At 68.8% G+C, this 17,980-nt stretch carries 18 protein-coding genes and 3 tRNA genes; 7 read left to right on the plus strand and 14 right to left on the minus strand.

The annotated features are described in order from the left end of the window. Positions 1–6 precede the first annotated feature (6 nt). The 4 genes from JRI60_RS34675 to JRI60_RS34690 are packed head-to-tail and all read right to left on the minus strand — an operon-like array spanning position 7 to position 3,180. On the minus strand, positions 7–705 hold the full coding sequence (locus JRI60_RS34675) for an HAD family hydrolase (protein ID WP_204220205.1): 699 nt from the start codon (positions 703–705) through the stop codon (positions 7–9). A gap of 14 nt (positions 706–719) precedes the next feature. Then, positions 720–1,670 carry a myxosortase-dependent metalloprotease, MXAN_2677/MXAN_2678 family gene (locus tag JRI60_RS34680; RefSeq protein ID WP_204229222.1) on the minus strand — a complete coding sequence of 317 codons (951 nt, stop codon included), beginning with the start codon at positions 1,668–1,670 and terminating at the stop codon, positions 720–722. Next, positions 1,670–2,596 carry a myxosortase-dependent metalloprotease, MXAN_2677/MXAN_2678 family gene (locus JRI60_RS34685; protein WP_204220206.1) on the minus strand — a complete coding sequence of 309 codons (927 nt, stop codon included), beginning with the start codon at positions 2,594–2,596 and terminating at the stop codon, positions 1,670–1,672. Before JRI60_RS34685 ends, JRI60_RS34680 begins: the two co-directional genes overlap by 1 nt. Then, positions 2,596–3,180: a hypothetical protein gene (locus tag JRI60_RS34690; protein WP_204220207.1), complete on the minus strand. Its 585-nt coding sequence runs from the start codon at positions 3,178–3,180 to the stop codon at positions 2,596–2,598. The genes JRI60_RS34685 and JRI60_RS34690 overlap by 1 nt, the downstream gene beginning before the upstream one ends. 108 nt (positions 3,181–3,288) lie before the next feature. On the opposite strand from JRI60_RS34690, the gene gltX reads away from it, so the two are divergent. The 5 genes from gltX (at position 3,289) to JRI60_RS34715 (ending at position 5,579) form a co-directional block, all read left to right on the plus strand. Beyond that, positions 3,289–4,728 carry a glutamate--tRNA ligase gene (gltX, locus tag JRI60_RS34695; RefSeq protein ID WP_204220208.1) on the plus strand — a complete coding sequence of 480 codons (1,440 nt, stop codon included), beginning with the start codon at positions 3,289–3,291 and terminating at the stop codon, positions 4,726–4,728. A gap of 65 nt (positions 4,729–4,793) precedes the next feature. Beyond that, the gene (locus JRI60_RS34700) at positions 4,794–5,225 is read left to right on the plus strand and encodes a hypothetical protein (protein ID WP_204220209.1); all 432 of its coding nucleotides are present in this window, start codon (positions 4,794–4,796) and stop codon (positions 5,223–5,225) included. Between the two features lie 66 nt (positions 5,226–5,291). Then, positions 5,292–5,362, plus strand: a tRNA-Gln gene (locus JRI60_RS34705). Between the two features lie 23 nt (positions 5,363–5,385). After that, positions 5,386–5,457: transfer RNA gene (locus JRI60_RS34710), tRNA-Glu, on the plus strand. A gap of 50 nt (positions 5,458–5,507) precedes the next feature. Beyond that, a tRNA-Glu gene (locus JRI60_RS34715) sits at positions 5,508–5,579 on the plus strand. Between the two features lie 67 nt (positions 5,580–5,646). Here the strand turns inward: JRI60_RS34715 and JRI60_RS34720 are convergent. Beyond that, the gene (locus JRI60_RS34720; RefSeq protein WP_204220210.1) at positions 5,647–6,621 is read right to left on the minus strand and encodes a response regulator; all 975 of its coding nucleotides are present in this window, start codon (positions 6,619–6,621) and stop codon (positions 5,647–5,649) included. A 67-nt stretch (positions 6,622–6,688) separates the two neighbouring features. Here JRI60_RS34720 and JRI60_RS34725 point away from each other — a divergent pair, with 67 nt between their 5' ends. Continuing rightward, the gene (locus tag JRI60_RS34725; protein WP_204220211.1) at positions 6,689–7,276 is read left to right on the plus strand and encodes a hypothetical protein; all 588 of its coding nucleotides are present in this window, start codon (positions 6,689–6,691) and stop codon (positions 7,274–7,276) included. Here the strand turns inward: JRI60_RS34725 and JRI60_RS34730 are convergent. Both JRI60_RS34730 and JRI60_RS34735 read right to left on the minus strand, forming a co-directional pair. After that, entirely contained in the window at positions 7,254–8,411 is a 1,158-nt protein-coding gene (locus JRI60_RS34730; RefSeq protein ID WP_204220212.1) for a sensor histidine kinase, read from the minus strand. The two genes, JRI60_RS34725 and JRI60_RS34730, sit on opposite strands and share 23 nt — an antisense overlap. 194 nt (positions 8,412–8,605) lie before the next feature. Continuing rightward, the gene (locus tag JRI60_RS34735; RefSeq protein WP_204220213.1) at positions 8,606–8,920 is read right to left on the minus strand and encodes a DUF2795 domain-containing protein; all 315 of its coding nucleotides are present in this window, start codon (positions 8,918–8,920) and stop codon (positions 8,606–8,608) included. A 161-nt stretch (positions 8,921–9,081) separates the two neighbouring features. Between JRI60_RS34735 and JRI60_RS34740 the strand changes: the two genes are divergently transcribed. Beyond that, entirely contained in the window at positions 9,082–9,297 is a 216-nt protein-coding gene (locus tag JRI60_RS34740) for a hypothetical protein (protein ID WP_204220214.1), read from the plus strand. 57 nt (positions 9,298–9,354) lie between these two features. On the opposite strand, the gene JRI60_RS34745 is transcribed toward JRI60_RS34740, so the two are convergent. The 7 genes from JRI60_RS34745 to JRI60_RS34775 all read right to left on the minus strand — a co-directional run bounded on the left by JRI60_RS34745 (position 9,355) and on the right by JRI60_RS34775 (position 17,924). After that, positions 9,355–10,947, minus strand: coding sequence for a pyruvate dehydrogenase complex dihydrolipoamide acetyltransferase (locus JRI60_RS34745; RefSeq protein WP_204220215.1), 1,593 nt, complete (start codon positions 10,945–10,947; stop codon positions 9,355–9,357). 7 nt (positions 10,948–10,954) lie between these two features. After that, positions 10,955–11,941 carry a pyruvate dehydrogenase complex E1 component subunit beta gene (locus JRI60_RS34750; RefSeq protein ID WP_204220216.1) on the minus strand — a complete coding sequence of 329 codons (987 nt, stop codon included), beginning with the start codon at positions 11,939–11,941 and terminating at the stop codon, positions 10,955–10,957. A gap of 52 nt (positions 11,942–11,993) precedes the next feature. Further along, positions 11,994–13,118, minus strand: a complete 1,125-nt coding sequence (gene pdhA, locus JRI60_RS34755; protein ID WP_204220217.1) for a pyruvate dehydrogenase (acetyl-transferring) E1 component subunit alpha — start codon at positions 13,116–13,118, stop codon at positions 11,994–11,996. Positions 13,119–13,267: 149 nt separating this feature from the next. Next, positions 13,268–14,011, minus strand: a complete 744-nt coding sequence (locus JRI60_RS34760; protein WP_204220218.1) for a hypothetical protein — start codon at positions 14,009–14,011, stop codon at positions 13,268–13,270. Positions 14,012–14,061: 50 nt separating this feature from the next. Next, positions 14,062–15,621, minus strand: a complete 1,560-nt coding sequence (locus JRI60_RS34765) for a hypothetical protein (protein WP_204220219.1) — start codon at positions 15,619–15,621, stop codon at positions 14,062–14,064. Positions 15,622–15,797: 176 nt separating this feature from the next. Next, complete coding sequence (locus tag JRI60_RS34770; protein WP_204220220.1) at positions 15,798–17,195, minus strand: MFS transporter; 1,398 nt, start codon at positions 17,193–17,195, stop codon at positions 15,798–15,800. 54 nt (positions 17,196–17,249) lie between these two features. Next, positions 17,250–17,924, minus strand: coding sequence for an NUDIX hydrolase (locus JRI60_RS34775; protein ID WP_204220221.1), 675 nt, complete (start codon positions 17,922–17,924; stop codon positions 17,250–17,252). Positions 17,925–17,980: the final 56 nt, after the last annotated feature.

Here is a 17,980-nt window from a genome sequence, read left to right on the forward strand (position 1 = left end):
GCCCGCTCACCGCGAGGAGACGTCCAGCGCGACGTCTCCTCCACCCCCCGGTACGCCCCAGTCCACCACGGGCCAGCCGCGCCGCAGGGCCTCGCGGCGCAGGCGGCGATCCGGGTGGACGGCCACGGGGCGGCCCACCACCTCCATCACCGGCAGGTCCGAGTACGAGTCCGTGTAGAAGGCACACGCGGACAGCTCGACGCCGGCCTCCGAGGCGAAGGACAGCGCGTAGGAGCGCTTGCCCTCGCCGAAGCACACCTCGCCCAGGGGCCGGCCGGTGCACAGCCCCGAGACATCCACCTCGAAGCGGTTGCAGAGCACCGCGTGCAGACCGAGGTCTCTCGCCACCAGCTCGGACAGGTAGCCCGAGGACGAGGTGAGCAGGACGAGCGTGTCTCCAGCCGAGCGGTGCTCCTCCAGGGCGCGCAGGGCGCCGGGCCGGAACTGCGAGCGGACCCACTCCTCGTAGAACTGGACGGTGCGCTCGCGCAGATGCCGCTCGCCCATGCCCTCGAGATGGGAGATGGCCCGCACCAGCGCGTCCTGCATGGAGACGAAGCCCAGGTGGTAACGGGCCAGCCAGTAGCTGGCGCGCAAGGCCTGCACCCGGGTGATGTGGCCCTGCTCCAGCTCGCGTCGGACCCAGAGGGCGCCCGAGTTCACCGCGAGCAGCGTCTTGTCCAGGTCGAAGAAGGCGATGGTCATGCACCCTCTTCTTCCTAATCACGCGTCAGGCGCGGGACACGGCCGCGCCCACCCGGACGCTCGCGACGCCGGCCGAGCACCAGCAGTCCGAGCAGCGCCGCCGGAGCGAGGAGCGCTCCGGGCGCCGCACCACAGCCCATGCCCGGGCCATTCGACACCGCCTGGACGTGGCGGCCCAGGTCGGGGATCTCACCGCACTGGGTGGGCGGCAGGCCCCGGGGGTAGGCGTCGCAGAAGCCCGCGGCGCTCCCCACGTCGATGATGCGCTTGTGCGTCTCTCCCGGAGGCGCGGTGGGCTCCATGGTGGAGCCGGACACGGACACGTGGTCCAGCCCCACCACGTGCCCCATCTCATGGGTGACCGTGTTCTGCACGTCCGTGGCGACGCAACTGGTGGTCTGCACGCCCCCCTCGCACGGCGGCGAGTCGACGGTGGTGAAGAGAAAGCCCCTCCCGGGGGCGCCCGCGTTGAGCTCGATGTCCGCGTCGAGGATGTAGCCGGTGCGGAAGCTGAACGTGGTGGTGGTCAGCCCGATGACGGCGCTCCCGTGCTCCCAGCAGGAATAGACGTTGGAGCAGGTGTCGTCCTCGATGCACGGATCATTCGGCTCGACGACGTCGTTGCAGTCGCGCTCGCGGAAGGTGATGACGTTCTGGTTGTCCTTGCTGTCCTTGTCGTACCCCACCCTGGGATTCTGGATGTCCGGGCCGCGGGTGAAGGTGTAGTCGCTGCAGGTGTTGGAGACGGCCCGCCAGGAAGCGATAGCGGCCTCGACGGCCACGAGCTCGGAGTCTCCTGGAGTGCGGCTGCTGCCGGTGGGGTCCAGGTGGTACTGGTAGTCACGGCCGGGCCAGACGACGCAGAAGGGCCGGCCGGGCACCAGGGTGCGCTGGTACGTCTGCGCCTCGGACTCGGGAGCGGATAGCGCGAGCGCGGCGAGGGCGAACCACGGAAGGGAGCGCATCACGAGCGAGCGCCTCCGCGGCGGCGCCACGCGAGCAGGGCGAAGCCGGCCACCGCGGGCAGCCATGTCCCGGCGCCGGTGCTGGAACAACCCGAGGCCGAGTCCCCAAGCTTCGCCGACCTGGCGCCCGAGTCCGGCGTGGGCGTGAAGCAGCTCTGACTGGCGAGGCCCTTCGGGTACGTCGTGCACACGAAGTCACGCGAGCCCTCGTCGATGATGCGCTTGGACGTCTCGCCCACCGGGGCCCTCGGGAACATGACGGAGTTGGGAGCCTGGGTGTGGTCCAGGCCGATCAGGTGGCCGATCTCGTGCGTCATGGTGTTCTGCACGTCCGTGGCCACGCAGTTGCCGGGGTTGCTGGAGATGGGCTGGGCGCAGATCGGATAGGGCGGACTGTCCACCGTCGTGAAGACGAAGTTCGCCGCGTTCAGCTGGATGTCCGAGTCGTAGATGATGCCGGACTTCTCGTCGTAGGTGGTGAGCGTGAGGGCGATGGTGCGCTCATCGCCGTCCCAGCAGTCGTAGGTGTTGCCGCAGTCCGTGTCCTCGTCGCACCGGACACCGGAGGGCACGACGTCCACGCATTTGTTGGAGCGGAAGAGGACGAGGTTGCGGTTGGGACCCTTGGGGTCGTAGCCGACCTTGTTGCGCTCGCCGTCCACCAGGGGACCCTCCTGGAAGCGGAGGTTGCCGCAGTCCTCGAAGATGTCCTGCCAGCTCTGGAAGGAGCGGCGGATGGCGGCGAACTCGTTCTGCTTCTGGGCCTCCGAGCTCTTGGGGTTGCCCACGCTGCTGAACTGCCACTGGATGGTGGGCACCGTCCAGAAGAGGCACTGGGAGCTCGCGTTGCCCTGCTGCACCCGGCTGCGAACGAAGGGGTCCGAGCTCTGTCCGAGGGCGAGCGAGACCAGGAGCGAGGCGAGCATCACGGCCGTTTCTCCTGGGCGCGCACGGGAGGCTGTTGCAGCGCCGTGCGGATGGAGGCCTTGAGCTCCGAGAGCGACAGGGACTGGAGCGAGGAGGTGGTGGCCTGCCGGGTGTTTGGATCCACCAGGAGGGTGTCACCGGTGGGCTCGGGCACGGCCATGACCCGGGAGCCATCCGCCGAGCGCTGCACCTTGTACTTGCCCTGGGCCATGCCGGCCACGCGGAAGGACTGGGTGCCCCGGCGCTCGAGGAAGAGCACCACCTCCTCCCCCGGGGTGAACGAGGCCAGGCCGCTCACCCTCTGGCCGATGTCGCCTACACGCCCACCAGGCTGGGTGACGAGCACCGTGCCGCCCGCCTGCCCCTTGAGGGCCTCGGTCACCTGGATTTCCACATCGGTGACGATTCGGCGGCCATCCCCGCTCCACCGGCTTTCCACCCGGCGCACCGTCCCGTGGACGATGGTATCGGCCGAGCGGGCGAGCTCCGGCAGGTCCGCCCGCAGCATCGTGGTGGCGTCCGCCGACAGGGAGAGCAGGAGAACGACGGGGAGGAGCGCGCGGAGCGCGATGGGAAATTTCATGCAAGGACCCTCGGTGCGCGGCAGTTTAATGCATTGGCCACGCCACGGGCAGCGAACTCGGCCCCTCGTTGACCACCCAAGCCCGCTCCTGCTATCCGCGCCCCTTCTATGGCATCCGTACCCCGCGTCCGTTTCGCGCCGTCCCCCACTGGCTACCTCCACATCGGCGGAGCCCGTACGGCCCTCTTCAACTACCTCTACGCGCGGCGCCACGGCGGCGTCTTCATCCTGCGCATCGAGGACACGGACCAGGAGCGCTCCACCCCCGAGTCCGTGAAGGCCATCCTCGACGGCCTCACCTGGCTGGGCATCGACTGGGACGAGGGCCCGGGCAAGGAGGGCCCCTCGGCGCCCTACTTCCAGACGCAGCGGTTGGAGCTGTACACGAAGTACGCGGAGCAGCTCATCGCCGAGGGCAAGGCGTACCGCTGCTACTGCACGCGCGAGGAGATCGACGCGCGCCGCGCCGCCGTGGAGAAGGCCACGGGCAAGCCGGGCACCTACAAGTACGAGGGCACCTGCCGCGACCGCAAGGACATCCCCGAGGGCCGCACCTCGGTCATCCGCTTCCGGATGCCGGACGGCGAGGGCCAGGTGACGTTCGACGACAAGGTGCTCGGGCCCATCACCAAGGCGTACTCGGACCTGGATGACTGGGTCATGCTGCGCGCCGACGGCATCCCCCTCTACAACTACGGCTGCGTCATCGACGACCACACCATGGACATCACCCTGGTGGGGCGCGGGCAGGAGCACGTCAACTCCACCTTCCCGCAGCTGATGCTCTACCAGGCCTTCGGGTGGAAGCCGCCCGAGTTCGCCCACTTCCCGCTCATCCTCGGGCCGGACCGCGAGAAGCTCTCCAAGCGCAAGCACCCCGAGGCGGACGTGATGCTGCACAAGCGCAACGGCGTGCTGCCGGAGGCGCTGCTCAACTACGTCATCCGCCTGGGCTGGAGCCACGGCAACGACGAGGTCATCAGCCGCGAGCAGATGGTGGAGTGGTTCGACTTCGACCACGTGGGCACCACGTCCGGCGTGTGGAGCCCGGACAAGCTGATGTGGCTCAACCAGCAGTGGCTCAAGATGCTGCCCCCGGCGGTGGTGGCCGAGACGCTGGTGGACTTCCTGGTGGCCAGGGGCGTGCAGGTGAAGAAGGGCGACCCGCGGCTGGAGCGCGTGGTGCTGGCCTTCCGCGAGCGCGCCAAGACGATCCAGGAGATGGCCGACATGGCCCTCAAGTACTTCCAGCATGGCGTGACGCTGGACGAGAAGGCCGCGGCCAAGCACCTCACCGCCGAGTCCAAGCCGCTGCTCACCCAGGTGCGCGAGCAGGTGGCCGCGCTGCCGCAGTGGAGCGCCGCCGCGCTGGATGAAGTGGTGAAGAAGGTGAGCGAGCAGGCCGGGGTGGGCATGGGCAAGGTGGCCCAGCCGGTGCGCGTGGCGGCCACGGGCGGCACGGTCAGCCCGGGCATCGGCGAGACGCTCGAGCTGCTGGGCCGCGAGGAGACCCTCCACCGGCTGGACGCGGCGCTCGCCCGGCCGTAGCCCCTCGACAGGGGCCCGCACGCGGGGGTGGACACCTCCGGCGGCGGGCCCTATTCTCCCCCGCGATGACACGAGCGCTTGACAGCCTGAAGGGCCTTTTCTATAAGCCGCGCCCGCTCGGGACGGCGGTGGTCGCGGCGCTCTGGGCGTCGGTGGCGGTGGCGGAGGTGGTGAGCGGGGCTCAGCTCCCCGATGGCGCGCAGAAGGTGGGCGAGAACAGGTATCGGGCGCCGGGGGACCTCGAGAAGACGATGGAGTACTACAAGATCGTCTACCCGGCGGGCGCCTATCCTCGGAGGGCAGTCGTCAACCAGCCGGGCGTGAAGGCGGTCCACATCACCAACCCCTCGGGGAAGAATTTCGAGGGTCTGAACATTTACGAAGCGAACGACGAGGTCCGTATCTACGTCGTTCCGCTGCAGGCCGCGCCGGCGAAGTCGACACCGGCCAAGCCCGCGAAGAAGGCTGAACCGAAGGGTGGGAAGAAGTCGCGGTAGCCCGGTGGTTCGGAAAAAAGGCAGTTGAAGTGGTGAGGTAGTTGCGGTAGTCAGAAGCGCAGTTCTTGGGGAATCGTCTAACGGCAGGACAGCAGACTCTGACTCTGCTTATCTAGGTTCGAATCCTAGTTCCCCAGCTCGTTGTACCCGGTAGCAAACCGGCCCTGTCGTCTAGCGGTTAGGACGGTGCCCTCTCACGGCACAAACTCGGGTTCGAATCCCGGCAGGGTCACTCGTAGCAAAGGCGCCCACCTTCTTGGGAAGGTGGGCGCTTCGTTTTCCGGCCCTGTCGTCTAGCGGTTAGGACGGTGCCCTCTCACGGCACAAACTCGGGTTCGAATCCCGGCAGGGTCACTGAGGCGCCCGCTTCTCGCAAGAGAAGCGGGCGCTTCGCTTTTGCGGGCATCGCGCCCGCCCTCCCCTACCCGCCCTGCTGGAGGCTCTTGCGGAAGGCGGCCAGTGCCGAGGCCAGCCCCGCCTGGGCGCGCTGGAGGTTGCGGCGCATCAACAGCATCCGCACCCGCTCCGGCAACACCTGGGGCGATGAGGAGCCGAAGCCCACCAGTTCCAGCCGCAGGGTGATGGCGTCCAGCAGGTCCGCCAGGTCCGCGTTCGGGCCGGCTAGCAGCACCAGATCGGGCGCGGCGGACTGGAGGCGCTCGGCGAGCTCCCACCAGCGAGGCGCGCCCGTCTCCAGCACCACCACGGCCGCGCCCAGCAGCGCCGGCGAGTCCGGGGGCAGCGCCACGGCCTCGAGCCCCTCGCGCAACAGGGCCTCCAGCGCGTCGGGGCTGCCCACCACCGCCACCTGCCCGCCCGCGGCCATCCGGCTGGCCTGCTCGTAGGTGTACAGCTGGGACTCCAGCAGCTCGCGCGCCTCGGGCAAGGCCTGCCCGCCCGCCTCCAGCAGCGCGGCGGCCTCGCGCGCCATGCGCCGCGCCATCTCCCGGCCCCGCACCCGCTCGGCCCGGCGCTCCAGCGCGGCGCGCACCTTGGCCCGCACCAGCCGCAGGTCCTCGAAGGGCTTGAGGATGTAGTCGCTCGCGCCCGCCGCGAAGGCGGCGATCACCGACTCCGAGCTGGAATAGCCGGTGATCATCACCGCCTCCAGCGCCGGCTGCAGCGCCCGGGCCTCGGCGATGAGCTCCACGCCGCCCAGGCCCGGCAGGTTCTTGTCGGTGATGAGCACGTCGAAGCGCTGGGCACGGAGCAGCTCCAGGGCCTCCTCGGCATCCTGGGCCAGGCTCACCACCAGGTCCGGCTCGCGCGCCAACAGCCGGGCGCACACGTCGCGCACCACGGCCTCGTCATCCACCACCAGAACGGTCGAGGCGAGGGTTCCCCCACGACCCTGCTCACTCCCGCCACCCTCATCCGTTTCGAAGGGGAGATCCATGCCTTCGAGAATCGCACAGCTCGCGCCGGACTTCGAGCGAAGCGGAACGGGCCCTATGCTGTGAGACGTGGCGAGCTTCGAGAAAGCACTCGAGGAGAACCCCGCGCCGAAGCGGCTGGGTGACGTGCGCCTGCGCTACGAGCCCGGTCGGCTGCTGGGAGAGTCCCTGCCGCCCTCCTTCCTGAGGAGGCAGCTGCCGGGCACCTGTCTGGTCCTGGCGGCCCTGTGCACGGCGGGCGCGGTGGTGGGAGTGCTGCTGGGCAGCGCCCACGAGGCAGTGCCCCCCACGGCCCTGGCATTGGGCACGGCGGCCCTGGCACTGGTGGGCTATGCGCTGCGGCTGGAGGGCCAGCTGGGCCGGCGCCGCTTCGTGTTGCACTTCCCCTCCGAGCGCCTGCGGGTGGAGCAACTGCGGTGGGCACCCGGAGCCACGCGCACCGAATGGGTCCCCTTCGACGAGGTGTCCGCGGTGGAGATCGTCGAGCGCGCGCCCAAGCGCTACGCGCTGGTGGTGGCGTGGCGCCCGGGAGGCGAGCAGGAGACGCGGCGCGCGGTGCTGGTGGAGCACATCGGCGCCACCGAGGAAGAGGCCCTCTTCCGCGTGTGGCGCCTGCTGCACAACGCCTTCGGGCTCAGGGGAGCTGGACTCGCTTGAGGGTGAGCTCCACCTCGGTGCCCTCGCCCTGCTTCGACGACAGCCGCACCGCGCCACCGGACTGCACCACCAGCTCCTTGCAGATGGACAGACCCAGGCCGGTGCCGATACCCACCGGCTTGGTGGTGAAGAGCGGCTGGAACACCTTCTCCTGAAGCTCCTGGGGGATGCCGCAGCCGTTGTCCGCCACGGTGAGCACCACCTCCTGCTCGCGTGACGTCCACCGCACCTCGATGCGTCCCGAGCGGCCCGTGCCCTCCATGGCCTGCGCGGCGTTGACGATGAGGTTGAGCAGCACCTGGGTCAGCTTCACCGGGCCGAACGCCACCTTCACCGGCTCGCCCATGGTGGTGATGCGGGCGCGATCACGCACCTCGGCGCGCGCCAGCTTCACCGCGAAGGACACCACCTCGGCCACGTCCGCCGAGACCTCCATGTCCTCGCCCCGCGCCTGCGCCCTCAGGCCCAGCGCCACTCCGCGCAGATGGTCCGCGCCCGAGGCCAGGTCCTGCAGCAGCGACGGCAGATCCTCCAGCACGCTCGCCACTTCCTGCGACGAATCATTCGCCAGGTGCTTGGAGGCGTACTGCACCACGCACTCCAGATCCCTGCGCAGCGAGGACACGTTCTGCGACAGGTAGCCCACCGGGCCCATCAGCTCGTGCGCGATGCCGGCCGTCACCTGGCCCAGCGTGGCCAGACGCTCGGCCTTCATCATCCGCCCTTCCACCTCGCGGATGCGCAGCTCCAGGCGGGCGATCTTCAAGCCGTCCTCGAGCGCGGCCAGCACCTCGGCCCTGTCCCACGGCTTGACGAAGTAGCGGCTCACCTGACCGCGGTTCACCGCGTCGATGACGGCCTGCATGTCCGAGTAGGCCGTGACGAGCATGCGCTTGGCGTCCGGCGCCAGCGTGCGCGCGCGCTCCAGCAGCTCCACGCCCGTCATTCCCGGCATGCGCTGGTCCGACAGGATGACGCCAATCTCGTTGCGCTTCTGCTCCAGAAGCGTCAGCGCCTCGGCCGGTGTCGAGCAGCGGAAGATGCGGAACTTCGAGCCGAAGTTCGCCTCGAACACCCTCAGATTGAGCGCGTCGTCGTCGACATAGAGGACGGCGGGGAGGTCAGACGGATTCATGTAATTCCTCTCCGGGCCAGGCCGACCGACACCCTCACCATCCTGCCAACCCACTGCGCCCACGCCCCAAGAGATACCACGTCGCGAGCAAAACCCGATGGGCCGTGTTTCAGGATGTAAGAGGACCCGTACACACCGGGAACCCCAGCATGCTCGGCGTCCAGGCCACCACCCCGACAGCCGCGCCGGAGTGCTCAGCGAGGGGGCATGGGAGCCAGCGACAGCTCTGTCGCCTGCTCGCCTACCTCGTCCCGCGACTCCAGCTCCTGCTGAACCGCATCCAGGGACTCGAACCGCCGCGGTGGCAGGTTGCCCAGCAGCGACAGGACGACGGGAGGGGTGTCGTTCTCCCGGGCCAACCAGACGAGCTGCTCCGTGGAGAGCGGGAACACGGCGCCGAGCAGGGCGTCCTGGAGTGGCTGAGCCAGGGGCGAGGGACCTCCCATGCGCGTCTCCAGTTCCTTCATGCCCTCTTCGAGCCGGGTGCGTCTCGTGTCGTCGTCGTTCATCAGGGACAAAGTTAAGCAGCTCACGAAGGACTTGCGTGTCCTTTTCAGTGCTTCCCCAGCAAGCAGGTGTACGACCCACCTGGAGGCGACCCCCATGGCCGTCTCCCACCTCGACCCCCACCCTATCCCGAGACCCTACACACGACCCGAGGAGGAACGAGATGGCGGACAACAAGGACCCAAGCTACGCGGAGCACATCGAGCACGTGCAGGCCACGCACCCGGACCCGTGGCCCGGCATCAAGGGACGCTCCGAGGAGAGTGAGACGGACCTGCCCACCGGCACGAAGCGCGAGGAGCAGGCCAGCGTCACCGATGCCCAACGCCGGCTGGAGCACGAGATGCACGAGGACCAGAAGGAGCCGACCCGCGAGTGACGGGCCGGAGCTCCCGGGCGGGCCGCCCACCAGGGCGACCCGCCGGGACAGCGGGGGCTAGAACAGCAACCGCATCGGGTGCTCGAGCAGGTTCTTGAGCTCCCGCAGGTACTCGGCGCCGATGGCGCCGTCGATGACGCGGTGGTCGCCCGAGAGCGTCACCGTCATCAGCTTGCGCACCACCATCTGCCCGTCGCGCACCACCACCTTGTCCGAGACGGAGCCCACCGCGAGGATGGCCGCCTGGGGCGGGTTGATGACGGCGATGAACGAGTCGATGCCGTACATGCCCAGGTTGGACACGGTCAACGAGCCGCCGGTGTACTCGTCCGGCTTGAGGGCGCGCTTGCGGGCCCGCTCGGCCAGGTCGCGCGCCTCGGCGGAGATGGCCGACAGCCCCTTCTTGTCCGCGTCGCGGATGATGGGGGTGATGAGGCCGTCCTCGATCGCCACGGCGATGCCGACATCCACCGTCTCGAAGTGCAGGATGGTGTCACCGTGCAACGAGACGTTGATCTTCGGGTAGCGGCGCAGCGCCATGGCCGACGCCTTCACGATGATGTCGTTGACCGACACCTTCGATTCGAGCGCCTTGGCCTCCTCGCGGATCTTCAGCGCGGCGTCCATCTCCACGTCCACCGACAGGTAGAAGTGGGGCACGCCGGGCTTCACCTCGGCCATGCGCTGGCTGATGACCTTGCGCATGGAGGAGACGGGCACCGACTTCGGCTCGGGACGCACGCCCGGAGCCGCGGCGGGGGCCTTGCGAGCGGCGGCCGGAGCCGGCGCCTGGGTGAGCGCCTTCTCGATGTCGCTCTTCACGATGCGGCCGTGCGGACCGGAGCCACGCACCTGGCTCAGGTCCAGACCGCGCTCCCGAGCCATGCGCTTGGCGAGCGGACTGGCGCGCAGGCGTCCCCCCGGCGTGGGAGCCGGAGCGGCGGCCTTGGGCGCGGGCGCAGCGGAGGGCGCCGGAGCGGGCGCGGCGGCCTGGGGCGCCGCGGAGGGCGCCGGAGCCGGAGCGGCGGCCTTGGCGCCACCCTTGCCGGCCAGGAACGCGATGGGCGCGCCCACCTTGGCCATCTGGCCTTCCTGCACGACGATGCGAGCCAGCACGCCGTCGTCGTAGGCCTCGACCTCGAGGTTCGACTTGTCCGTCTCCACCTCGGCGATGGCCTGACCGGAGGAGACCTTGTCCCCCTCCTTCTTCAGCCACTTGACGAGCTTGCCCTCCGTCATCGTCGGGGAGAGCGCGGGCATCACCACGGGGATGCCGTCTCCCCCGCCGGCGGGAGCGGCGGGCTGCGCCGCGGGGGCGGGAGCCGGAGCGGGCGCGGCGGCCTTGGGGGCCTCGGCCTTCGGAGCGGCGGCGGGCGCGGCGGCCTTGGCACCGCCCGCGTCGACCTTCTCTCCCTTGGCCCCGAGGATGGCGATGGGCGAACCCACCTTGGCCATCTCGCCCTCGGGCACGACGATCTTCAGGAGGTAGCCGTCGTCATAGGCCTCGATCTCGAGGTTCGACTTGTCGGTCTCGCACTCGGCGATCGCCTCGCCGGAGGAGACCTTGTCGCCCTCCTTCTTGAGCCACTTGACGATCTTGCCCTCCGTCATCGTCGGAGAGAGGGCAGGCATCTGGATGGGCGTGGCCATACGGTTCTCAGGCTCCCTCGCGGTAGAGGACCTTCTTCACGGCGGCGACGATCTTGGGCGCGTCCGGCTGGATCGCGTTCTCCAGGTTCGCCGCGTAGGACATGTTCACGTCGAGGCCGGTCACGCGCACGACGGGAGCATCCAGGTCATCGAAACCCTTGGACTGGATGATGTCCACCACCTGCGCGCCCACGCCGGCCAGGGGCCAGCCCTCTTCCACGACGACCGCGCGGTTCGTCTTGCGCACCGTGGCGAGGATGGCCTCCTCGTCCAGCGGCCGCAGCGTGCGCAAGTCGAGGATCTCCACGGAGATGCCCTCGGCCTCCAGCTGCTTCGCGGCCTCCTCGCAGAAGTAGTACATGCGCGACCAGGTGATGATGCTGACGTCCTTGCCCTCGCGCTTCACGTCCGCCTTGCCGATGGGGACGATGTGCTCGCCCTCGGGCACCTCGCCCTTGAGGGCGTAGAGGCGCTCGCCCTCGATCATGATGACGGGGTTCTCATCACGGATGGCGGACTTGAGCAGACCCTTGGCGTCCGCCGGGGTGGCCGGGGCAACGACCTTCAGGCCCGGGAAGTGGGCGTAGGTGGACTCCAGCGCCTGGCTGTGCTGGCTGGAGAGCCGGCCGCCCGCGCCACCGGGGCCGCGGAACACGATGGGGCAGCGCAGCTGGCCGCCGGACATGTGCCGCAGCTTCGCCGCGTTGTTGACGATCTGGTCCATCGCCAGGATGGCGAAGTTCCAGGTCATCATCTCCACCACCGGACGCAGGCCCACCATCGCCGCGCCGACACCCAGGCCCGTGAAGCCCAGCTCGGAGATGGGCGCGTCGATGATGCGCGCGCTCCCGAACCGGTCCAGCAGTCCCTGCGACACCTTGAAGGCGCCCTGGTAGCGACCCACTTCCTCACCAATGAGGAACACGTTGGCGTCGCGCTCCATCTCCTCGGCGAGCGCCTGGTTGAGCGCCTCGCGATACATCAACTCGGCCATCTTTGGCTCCGAATGCGAAATCCGTAGGTTGAGAAGTCAGTGTGGGGAAGAACTAGCGCTTGAGGCCCGCAGCCTTGTCCGCCTTCTCGGCCTGCTCGCGCGGCTCGAGGTCCCACGTCACCTTCAGCTCCTGGCCCGACGGGTACTTCGGCCAGTTCGTCACCTTCGCCCCTAGCACGCGCTCGCGGGGGCGCACGTCCTCCTCGCCCTCCTCGACGATCGTGTCCTTCCACAGCTCGTCCAGGCTGGGCTCGGGAGACTCGTCGGCGAACTTCACCGCGGCGTCCACCTGCTCCTTCACCTGCGCCTCGATGGCGTCGAACTCCTCTTCCTTCGCCAGCTTCTGGGCGATGGCGTAGTCCTTGAGGCGCGGGATGGGGTCGTTCTTGCGCTCGTCCTCCACCTCCTGCTTGGTGCGGTAGGTGGCGGGGTCGGCCATGGAGTGGCCGCGGAAGCGGTAGGTGTTGGCCTCCATGAGCACCGGGCCGTTGCCCGCGCGGATGTACGCGGCCGCGTCCTTCACCGCCTCGTACATCTTCAACACGTCCATGCCGTCCACGGCCTCGTGGCGCATGTTGAAAGCCTGGCCACGCTTGTGGATCTCCGGCACCGCCGCGACGCGCGCGATGGCCGTACCCATGCCGTAGCGGTTGTTCTCGCAGATGTAGAGCACCGGCAGCTTCCACTTCACCGCCATGTTGAGCGTCTCGTGGAAGATGCCCTGGTTGGCCGCGGCGTCACCGAAGTAGCACACGGTGATGCGGTCCTCGTTGCGGTAGCGGCTGGCGAAGGCCATGCCCGCGGCCAGGCCGATCTGCGCGCCGACGATGCCGTAGCCGCCGTAGAAGTGGTTCTCGATGTCGAAGATGTGCATCGAGCCGCCCTTGCCCTTGCTGTAGCCGCCGGTGCGGCCGAAGAGCTCCGCCATCACCATGCCCGGGTCCGAGCCACGCGCCAGCGGCTGCGCGTGATCGCGGTAGCCCGACAGCATGTAGTCATCCGGGCGGATGGCCTCCTCGACACCGGCCGCCACCGCCTCCTGGCCGATATACAGGTGGCAGAAACCGGCGATCTTCCCCAGACCGTACTGCTGGCCCGCACGCTCCTCGAAGCGGCGCATGAGGTACATCTTCCGGTACATCGTCAACAGCAGGTCTTTCGAGTACTTGCTGGCCACCGCCAATGCCTCCGTACGATGAGGCCGCCCCAGCGTAGAAGGGCGGCAGACACGCCGAGCGCCTCATAGCGCGCGGCAAGGGGACTGCAAGCGCTTTCGTGCAACAAACCGGTGGGCGGGTCCTCCGTCCACCCTTTAGGCGCGTTGCGTCACGGTTCGTGAGAGAAGTGCGGCACCGAGACGATTTCGTCGAGCAGCACCACGGGCCTACCGGAATGGTCGGTCGCCAGGTGGACCACCTTGGCCTGAGGGAAGCGGCGCAGGTAGTCGTTGGCGTGAGTGGGCTCGTTGTCGAAGGCGGCGATCACCCGCCCCAGCTCTCCCAGCCGGGCATGGGCCTCGCGCTTGAAGGCGTCGTCGTTGTCGCGCTCGGAGGGCTTCATCAGCAGGTGCACCCGCCCCTCGCCGGGGACGGCCAGGCCGTTGCGGCGCATGCACTCCACGGTGCCCGCCCTCATGCCCTCGTGACGACCCGTGACGTAGGCCAGGTGCGCGCCCGTGGCCACCACCGCGTGGGTGAAGGCCGCGGCGCCCTGGGTGGCCACGTCGTCCACGCAGTATTCGTTGGTGAAGAAGCGCTCCAGCCAGAAGGCCCGGACCGAGGGGAAGTGGGACTCCACCTCCTCCTCCGTCAGGCCGCACCTGCGCATGGCGCCTCGCATGTCGAAGCCGCTCTCCCAGTGGTGCGGCTCACAGGCGCCCAGCTTCTCCACCGCCCGGGCCAGTCCGAACTCCCGGAGGATGCGCGCCTGGCGGGGACGGTTGTCGAAGAGGGTCGAGTCCAGATCGAAGGCGAGCACCGCCTGGGAGCCGAGCGAGCGAGCCTCGTCCAGGATGGAGCGCAGCGTGCTCTGCCAGCCCTCCCGGACGCGGGTCTTGAGGTCCGAAGCCATGGACCTCTCTATAGGCCACCCGGCCCCCGGAGCGCGCGGAATTCGGACGTTCAGGCGGCCGAGCGCAGGGGCTCGGGCCGGAAGGGCTGCTCCGGGTACAGGCGAAGCATCCGCTTGATGCCGTTGCGGTCCATCACCAGCCGGACGAGCTGCAGCGACACCCGCTCCTGCCCCGCCTCCTGGACGATGAAGCGGAAGGCCAGGTCCACCTGGTAGCTCTTGGCCCCGCGCACACGCCCCACGGAGAAGTCCTCCAGGTCCACGTACTCCAGCGCGTACTCGGGCTCGTCCATGTCGCGCAGGAAACGCTCCACGTTGAGCCGGATGATGTCGGTGATGCCGCTCACCCCCCGCTCGGTGCGCGGCAGCAGCTCCACGTCCAGCACCACCTGCTTCTGGTAGCGGATGACCGTCTCCGTCAGCTCGCCCTGGGACACGGTGATGAAGTCGTCCCGGGAGCGCAGCGCGGCCACCTCGGCGGGCACCCGCACCGCGCGCCCGTAGTCCACCTTCTCCTCGCACGTGCCCAGGCACTTCTCCGTCACCGGGTCCACGATGCCCGCCGTCCTGTCGTAGAGGTGCCGCGACGCCACCTGGCTGAAGATGCGGCGCATGCCCTCCTTGATGCGGTCCTTCATCATGTAGCCCACCACCATGATGAGGAAGAAGTTGAGGCTGACCTGGGTGTAACGGACCTGCGCCCAGAAGGCCACCGACGTCGCGAAGGCCATGGCCACGCCCGCCGCGAGCGCGAACAGCACCTCCTCCCAGCCCTGGCGCTTCTGGTTCCTCCGTGCCGACAGGAAGAGGATGTTCATGCAGAACTTCTTCAAGAAGCCGAACCGGTGCATGTACTCCTCGTTGTCACCGGTGGGGCTGATGACCGAGCGCAGCTGGTGGTCCTTGCGGTACTGCTCCTCGCGCAGCACCTCGTCCATCAGCTCCTTGCGCAGCTCGAAGTAGACGCCCGAGCGCGGCAGCGCGTCCATGTCCGCCACGGCCTTGCGGAAGAACTGCTCCACCGTGAGGCTCATGTACTCGTCCACCAGGCGGATGGAGGCGCGCGTCTTCTCCTGCAGCCGGTAGCGGTTGGCCGAGCGCGCCCACGCGCGGAAGCGCTCCAGCACCCGCCGAGCGCCATCGCTCACCGTGTGCGCCTCGGACTCCAGCCGCGCGCACACGGACTCCGCCGGGCCTCGCGCCAGTCCCTCGCACTGCTCGTCCACGCCGTTGGCGAAGCGCCGCAGCACCCCGCGGAAGATGCAGGACAGCAGCTTCGACTGGTAGACGAGATCCGCCTCGCTCACGAGCCCCGTGAGCAGCCCCGCCTCCAGCCGCGCCAGGGGCGCGCTGTCCGAGGACAGCAGCTCCGCCAGGCTCATCACCGGCGTCTTGAAGCGCACGTAGTTGTGGATGTCCGCGTAGAAAGCCGACCGCGGATACGTCTCCGCGTCGATGTTCAGGCTCGACGGAAGGAAGACGTACGTCTCCACGAGATAACGCGTCTCGTCGTCCGCCCCGGAAGGCTGGTACTCGAGCTTGATCTCGAACTGTTTCCGGTCGTGGACGTCCAGCCGGTTCTGCAGCAAAGGTGCGGGAGACGGGGACACACCCATACTCTAGGTCACGGGTCTGTCACGTCATAGTGACCCCCAGGTCAGGCCTGATGGTCAGTGGACATGGTTGCAACGCAAAGGGTCGTACCGCCGCTCCTGGCCATCACGGCCGGGCCCAGCCTTCCCGGGCCCGCAGCTCCGACACGCGCGAGCGCCCCGCGTCTTGATGACTACCCCTGGGTGCCGGTCCGGGAGCTCCGCTGCGGGTCGGCGGAGGGCGCCTCGGGGGTGGGGACCGCCGGAGCCGTCTGGGCCGCGTGCGCCTTGGGCCGGGCGTTCCACAAGGTGAGCATGAGGATGCCGCCGACGGCCGAGAAGCCGATCATGCTCGGGCCCCAGGCGCCCCAGCCGAAGCTGTCCAGCAGCCAGCCCATGCCGATACCCACCACGGAGCCGCCCACGTACTGCATGCCGTCGAACATGCCCGCCGCCGTGGCCGCGGCCTTCTTCCCGCCGAAGTCCATGGACGAGGTGCCCGACAGCATGGAGTGCACGATGCTGATGGAGAAGGAGTTCACCACGAAGGCGGCGATGACCAGGTTCAGGCTCGGCGCCTTCCAGATGATGGCCATGCACACCACCTGGAGCACGTAGCCGATGAAGGCCACGGGCGGCCGGCGCGCCTTGAAGAGCAGGTCGGACATGAAGCCCGCGCAGAACGCACCCGCGATGCCCGCCAGCACCACGCCCGTGGCGCCCTTCTGGAAGATGGGGCTGTCGAGCGACAGCTTCTGAGCCTCCAGCATGTAGCGGGGGAACCACTGCTCGAAGCCGTGGCGCACGAAGCCGGTGCAGAACTCGGCCGCCGCGATGGTGAGCGTGACGGGGTTGGTGAAGACCACCTTCGCCACGTACTTGAAGTCCACCTTGCCGGTGTAGCCGCTGGAGGCATCCGCCGTGTCCAGCGCGGGCAGCCCCGCCTCGTCCGGCGCGTCGCGCACCCAGAGGAAGGTGAGCAGGCCCAGCGTCGCCATCACCAGCGCCGGCACGAAGAAGACGAACTGCCAGGGCAGCGCCAGCACCAGCAGCGGCCCGATGAAGTAGATGAGCGCCCGGCCGCCTTGGATCATCGACCCGAAGATGGCGGAGAACACGCCGCGCTCGCTGATGTGGAACCAGCCCGAGTTCACCTTGATGAGCGCCAGGGCCGAGTAGGACTGGAAGTACATGTTCAGCGACCAGACCGTGGCCAGGTAGCCGAGCAGCACCGTCCCCGTGCCCAGGAAGCCCAGGTACGCGCCCAGGCCGAAGGCGAGGTTGAACACCACCGCGCCACCAGCGCCCACCAGCATGGCCTTGCGTCCGCCGATGCGGTCCGCCAGCGGCCCGTTGAGGATGGCGGACAGGCCGTAGATGAAGGTGGCCGCGCTGATGATCGCGCCCACCTGCGTCTTGTTCCAGCCGTACGTCTCCGACAGCCGGGCGTTGGCGAAGGAGAAGTTGTAGCGGCCCATGTACATGGCCGCGTACATGGTTCCGAGCGTGAGCCAGTTCTGTGCCCGGCGGAGGCGGAAGGCCCGCGAGTACTCCGGCCGTGGCGTCGAGGACGAGGGGGCTGCGTCGTGCATGTCGCCGGGCACCCTACCCGCCCGGCGGGCTCCCGACAATCGCACCCGCCTGAATCACGGCTGCTCGGCCAGCAGCCGCAGGATGGCGATCTCCGTCTTCGCGTCCGGCACCTCTCCGCGCCGGCACATCGCCAGCAGCTCGCGGATGGGCCTCCACTGCAGGTGCGTGCCCTCCTCCAACGGGGAGCCGTCCCCTTCCGGCACTCCGGGCTCCTTGCCCGTCACGTCCACCGCCGCCGGGAACACCTTCTCCGACAAAATGCCCGGCGCCAGGAAGAAGCCCGCCCCCAGCAATTGGATTTCCTCCGGCTTCACCTCGAACCCGGACTCCTCGAGCACCTCCTCCGCCGCCCGGTGCCTCAGACCCGCCTCGCCCTTGTCCTCCGGCTCCAGCAGCCCCGCGACGATCTCCTCCACCCGCAGGTACGAGGCCCCGTCCGGCACCGTCATGTCCTTGCCGCGCCGGAAGTAGGCCGCCGGCCGCAGGTTCATCCGCGTCAGCACCTCCAGCCCCGACGCACCGCGGCGGTAGATGAGCACCGCCACCGCGTCCAACCTCGGCCGATCCACCACGTCCACCCGGTACACCTTGGACGCCGTGCCGTCCGCCCGCCGGTTCTGGCACCGCAGCCGCCGCACTCGCAGAAAGCCCTCGTCGCACTTCGCGGTCGACGAGAAATCCTCGATGATCTCGATATCCGTCACAGCAGAATGACTGCTCGGTCGCATGGCCGTTCCCTTACCGGAGAAGCCTGACGTAGGGGCGTTGCTTGCCCACCTGCGGA

The organism is Archangium violaceum (assembly GCF_016887565.1).
GTDB classification, from domain to species: Bacteria; Myxococcota; Myxococcia; order Myxococcales; family Myxococcaceae; genus Archangium; species Archangium violaceum_B.

Coding starts and splice junctions, on each gene's coding strand:
- JRI60_RS34675 (WP_204220205.1), bottom strand. CDS start 705: ATGACCATCGCCTTCTTCGACCTGGACAAGACGCTGCTCGCGGTGAAC.
- JRI60_RS34680 (WP_204229222.1), bottom strand. CDS start 1,670: ATGCGCTCCCTTCCGTGGTTCGCCCTCGCCGCGCTCGCGCTATCCGCT.
- JRI60_RS34685 (WP_204220206.1), bottom strand. CDS start 2,596: ATGCTCGCCTCGCTCCTGGTCTCGCTCGCCCTCGGACAGAGCTCGGAC.
- JRI60_RS34690 (WP_204220207.1), bottom strand. CDS start 3,180: ATGAAATTTCCCATCGCGCTCCGCGCGCTCCTCCCCGTCGTTCTCCTG.
- gltX (WP_204220208.1), top strand. CDS start 3,289: ATGGCATCCGTACCCCGCGTCCGTTTCGCGCCGTCCCCCACTGGCTAC.
- JRI60_RS34700 (WP_204220209.1), top strand. CDS start 4,794: ATGACACGAGCGCTTGACAGCCTGAAGGGCCTTTTCTATAAGCCGCGC.
- JRI60_RS34720 (WP_204220210.1), bottom strand. CDS start 6,621: ATGGATCTCCCCTTCGAAACGGATGAGGGTGGCGGGAGTGAGCAGGGT.
- JRI60_RS34730 (WP_204220212.1), bottom strand. CDS start 8,411: ATGAATCCGTCTGACCTCCCCGCCGTCCTCTATGTCGACGACGACGCG.
- JRI60_RS34735 (WP_204220213.1), bottom strand. CDS start 8,920: ATGAACGACGACGACACGAGACGCACCCGGCTCGAAGAGGGCATGAAG.
- JRI60_RS34740 (WP_204220214.1), top strand. CDS start 9,082: ATGGCGGACAACAAGGACCCAAGCTACGCGGAGCACATCGAGCACGTG.
- JRI60_RS34745 (WP_204220215.1), bottom strand. CDS start 10,947: ATGGCCACGCCCATCCAGATGCCTGCCCTCTCTCCGACGATGACGGAG.
- JRI60_RS34750 (WP_204220216.1), bottom strand. CDS start 11,941: ATGGCCGAGTTGATGTATCGCGAGGCGCTCAACCAGGCGCTCGCCGAG.
- JRI60_RS34760 (WP_204220218.1), bottom strand. CDS start 14,011: ATGGCTTCGGACCTCAAGACCCGCGTCCGGGAGGGCTGGCAGAGCACG.
- JRI60_RS34770 (WP_204220220.1), bottom strand. CDS start 17,195: ATGCACGACGCAGCCCCCTCGTCCTCGACGCCACGGCCGGAGTACTCG.
- JRI60_RS34775 (WP_204220221.1), bottom strand. CDS start 17,924: ATGCGACCGAGCAGTCATTCTGCTGTGACGGATATCGAGATCATCGAG.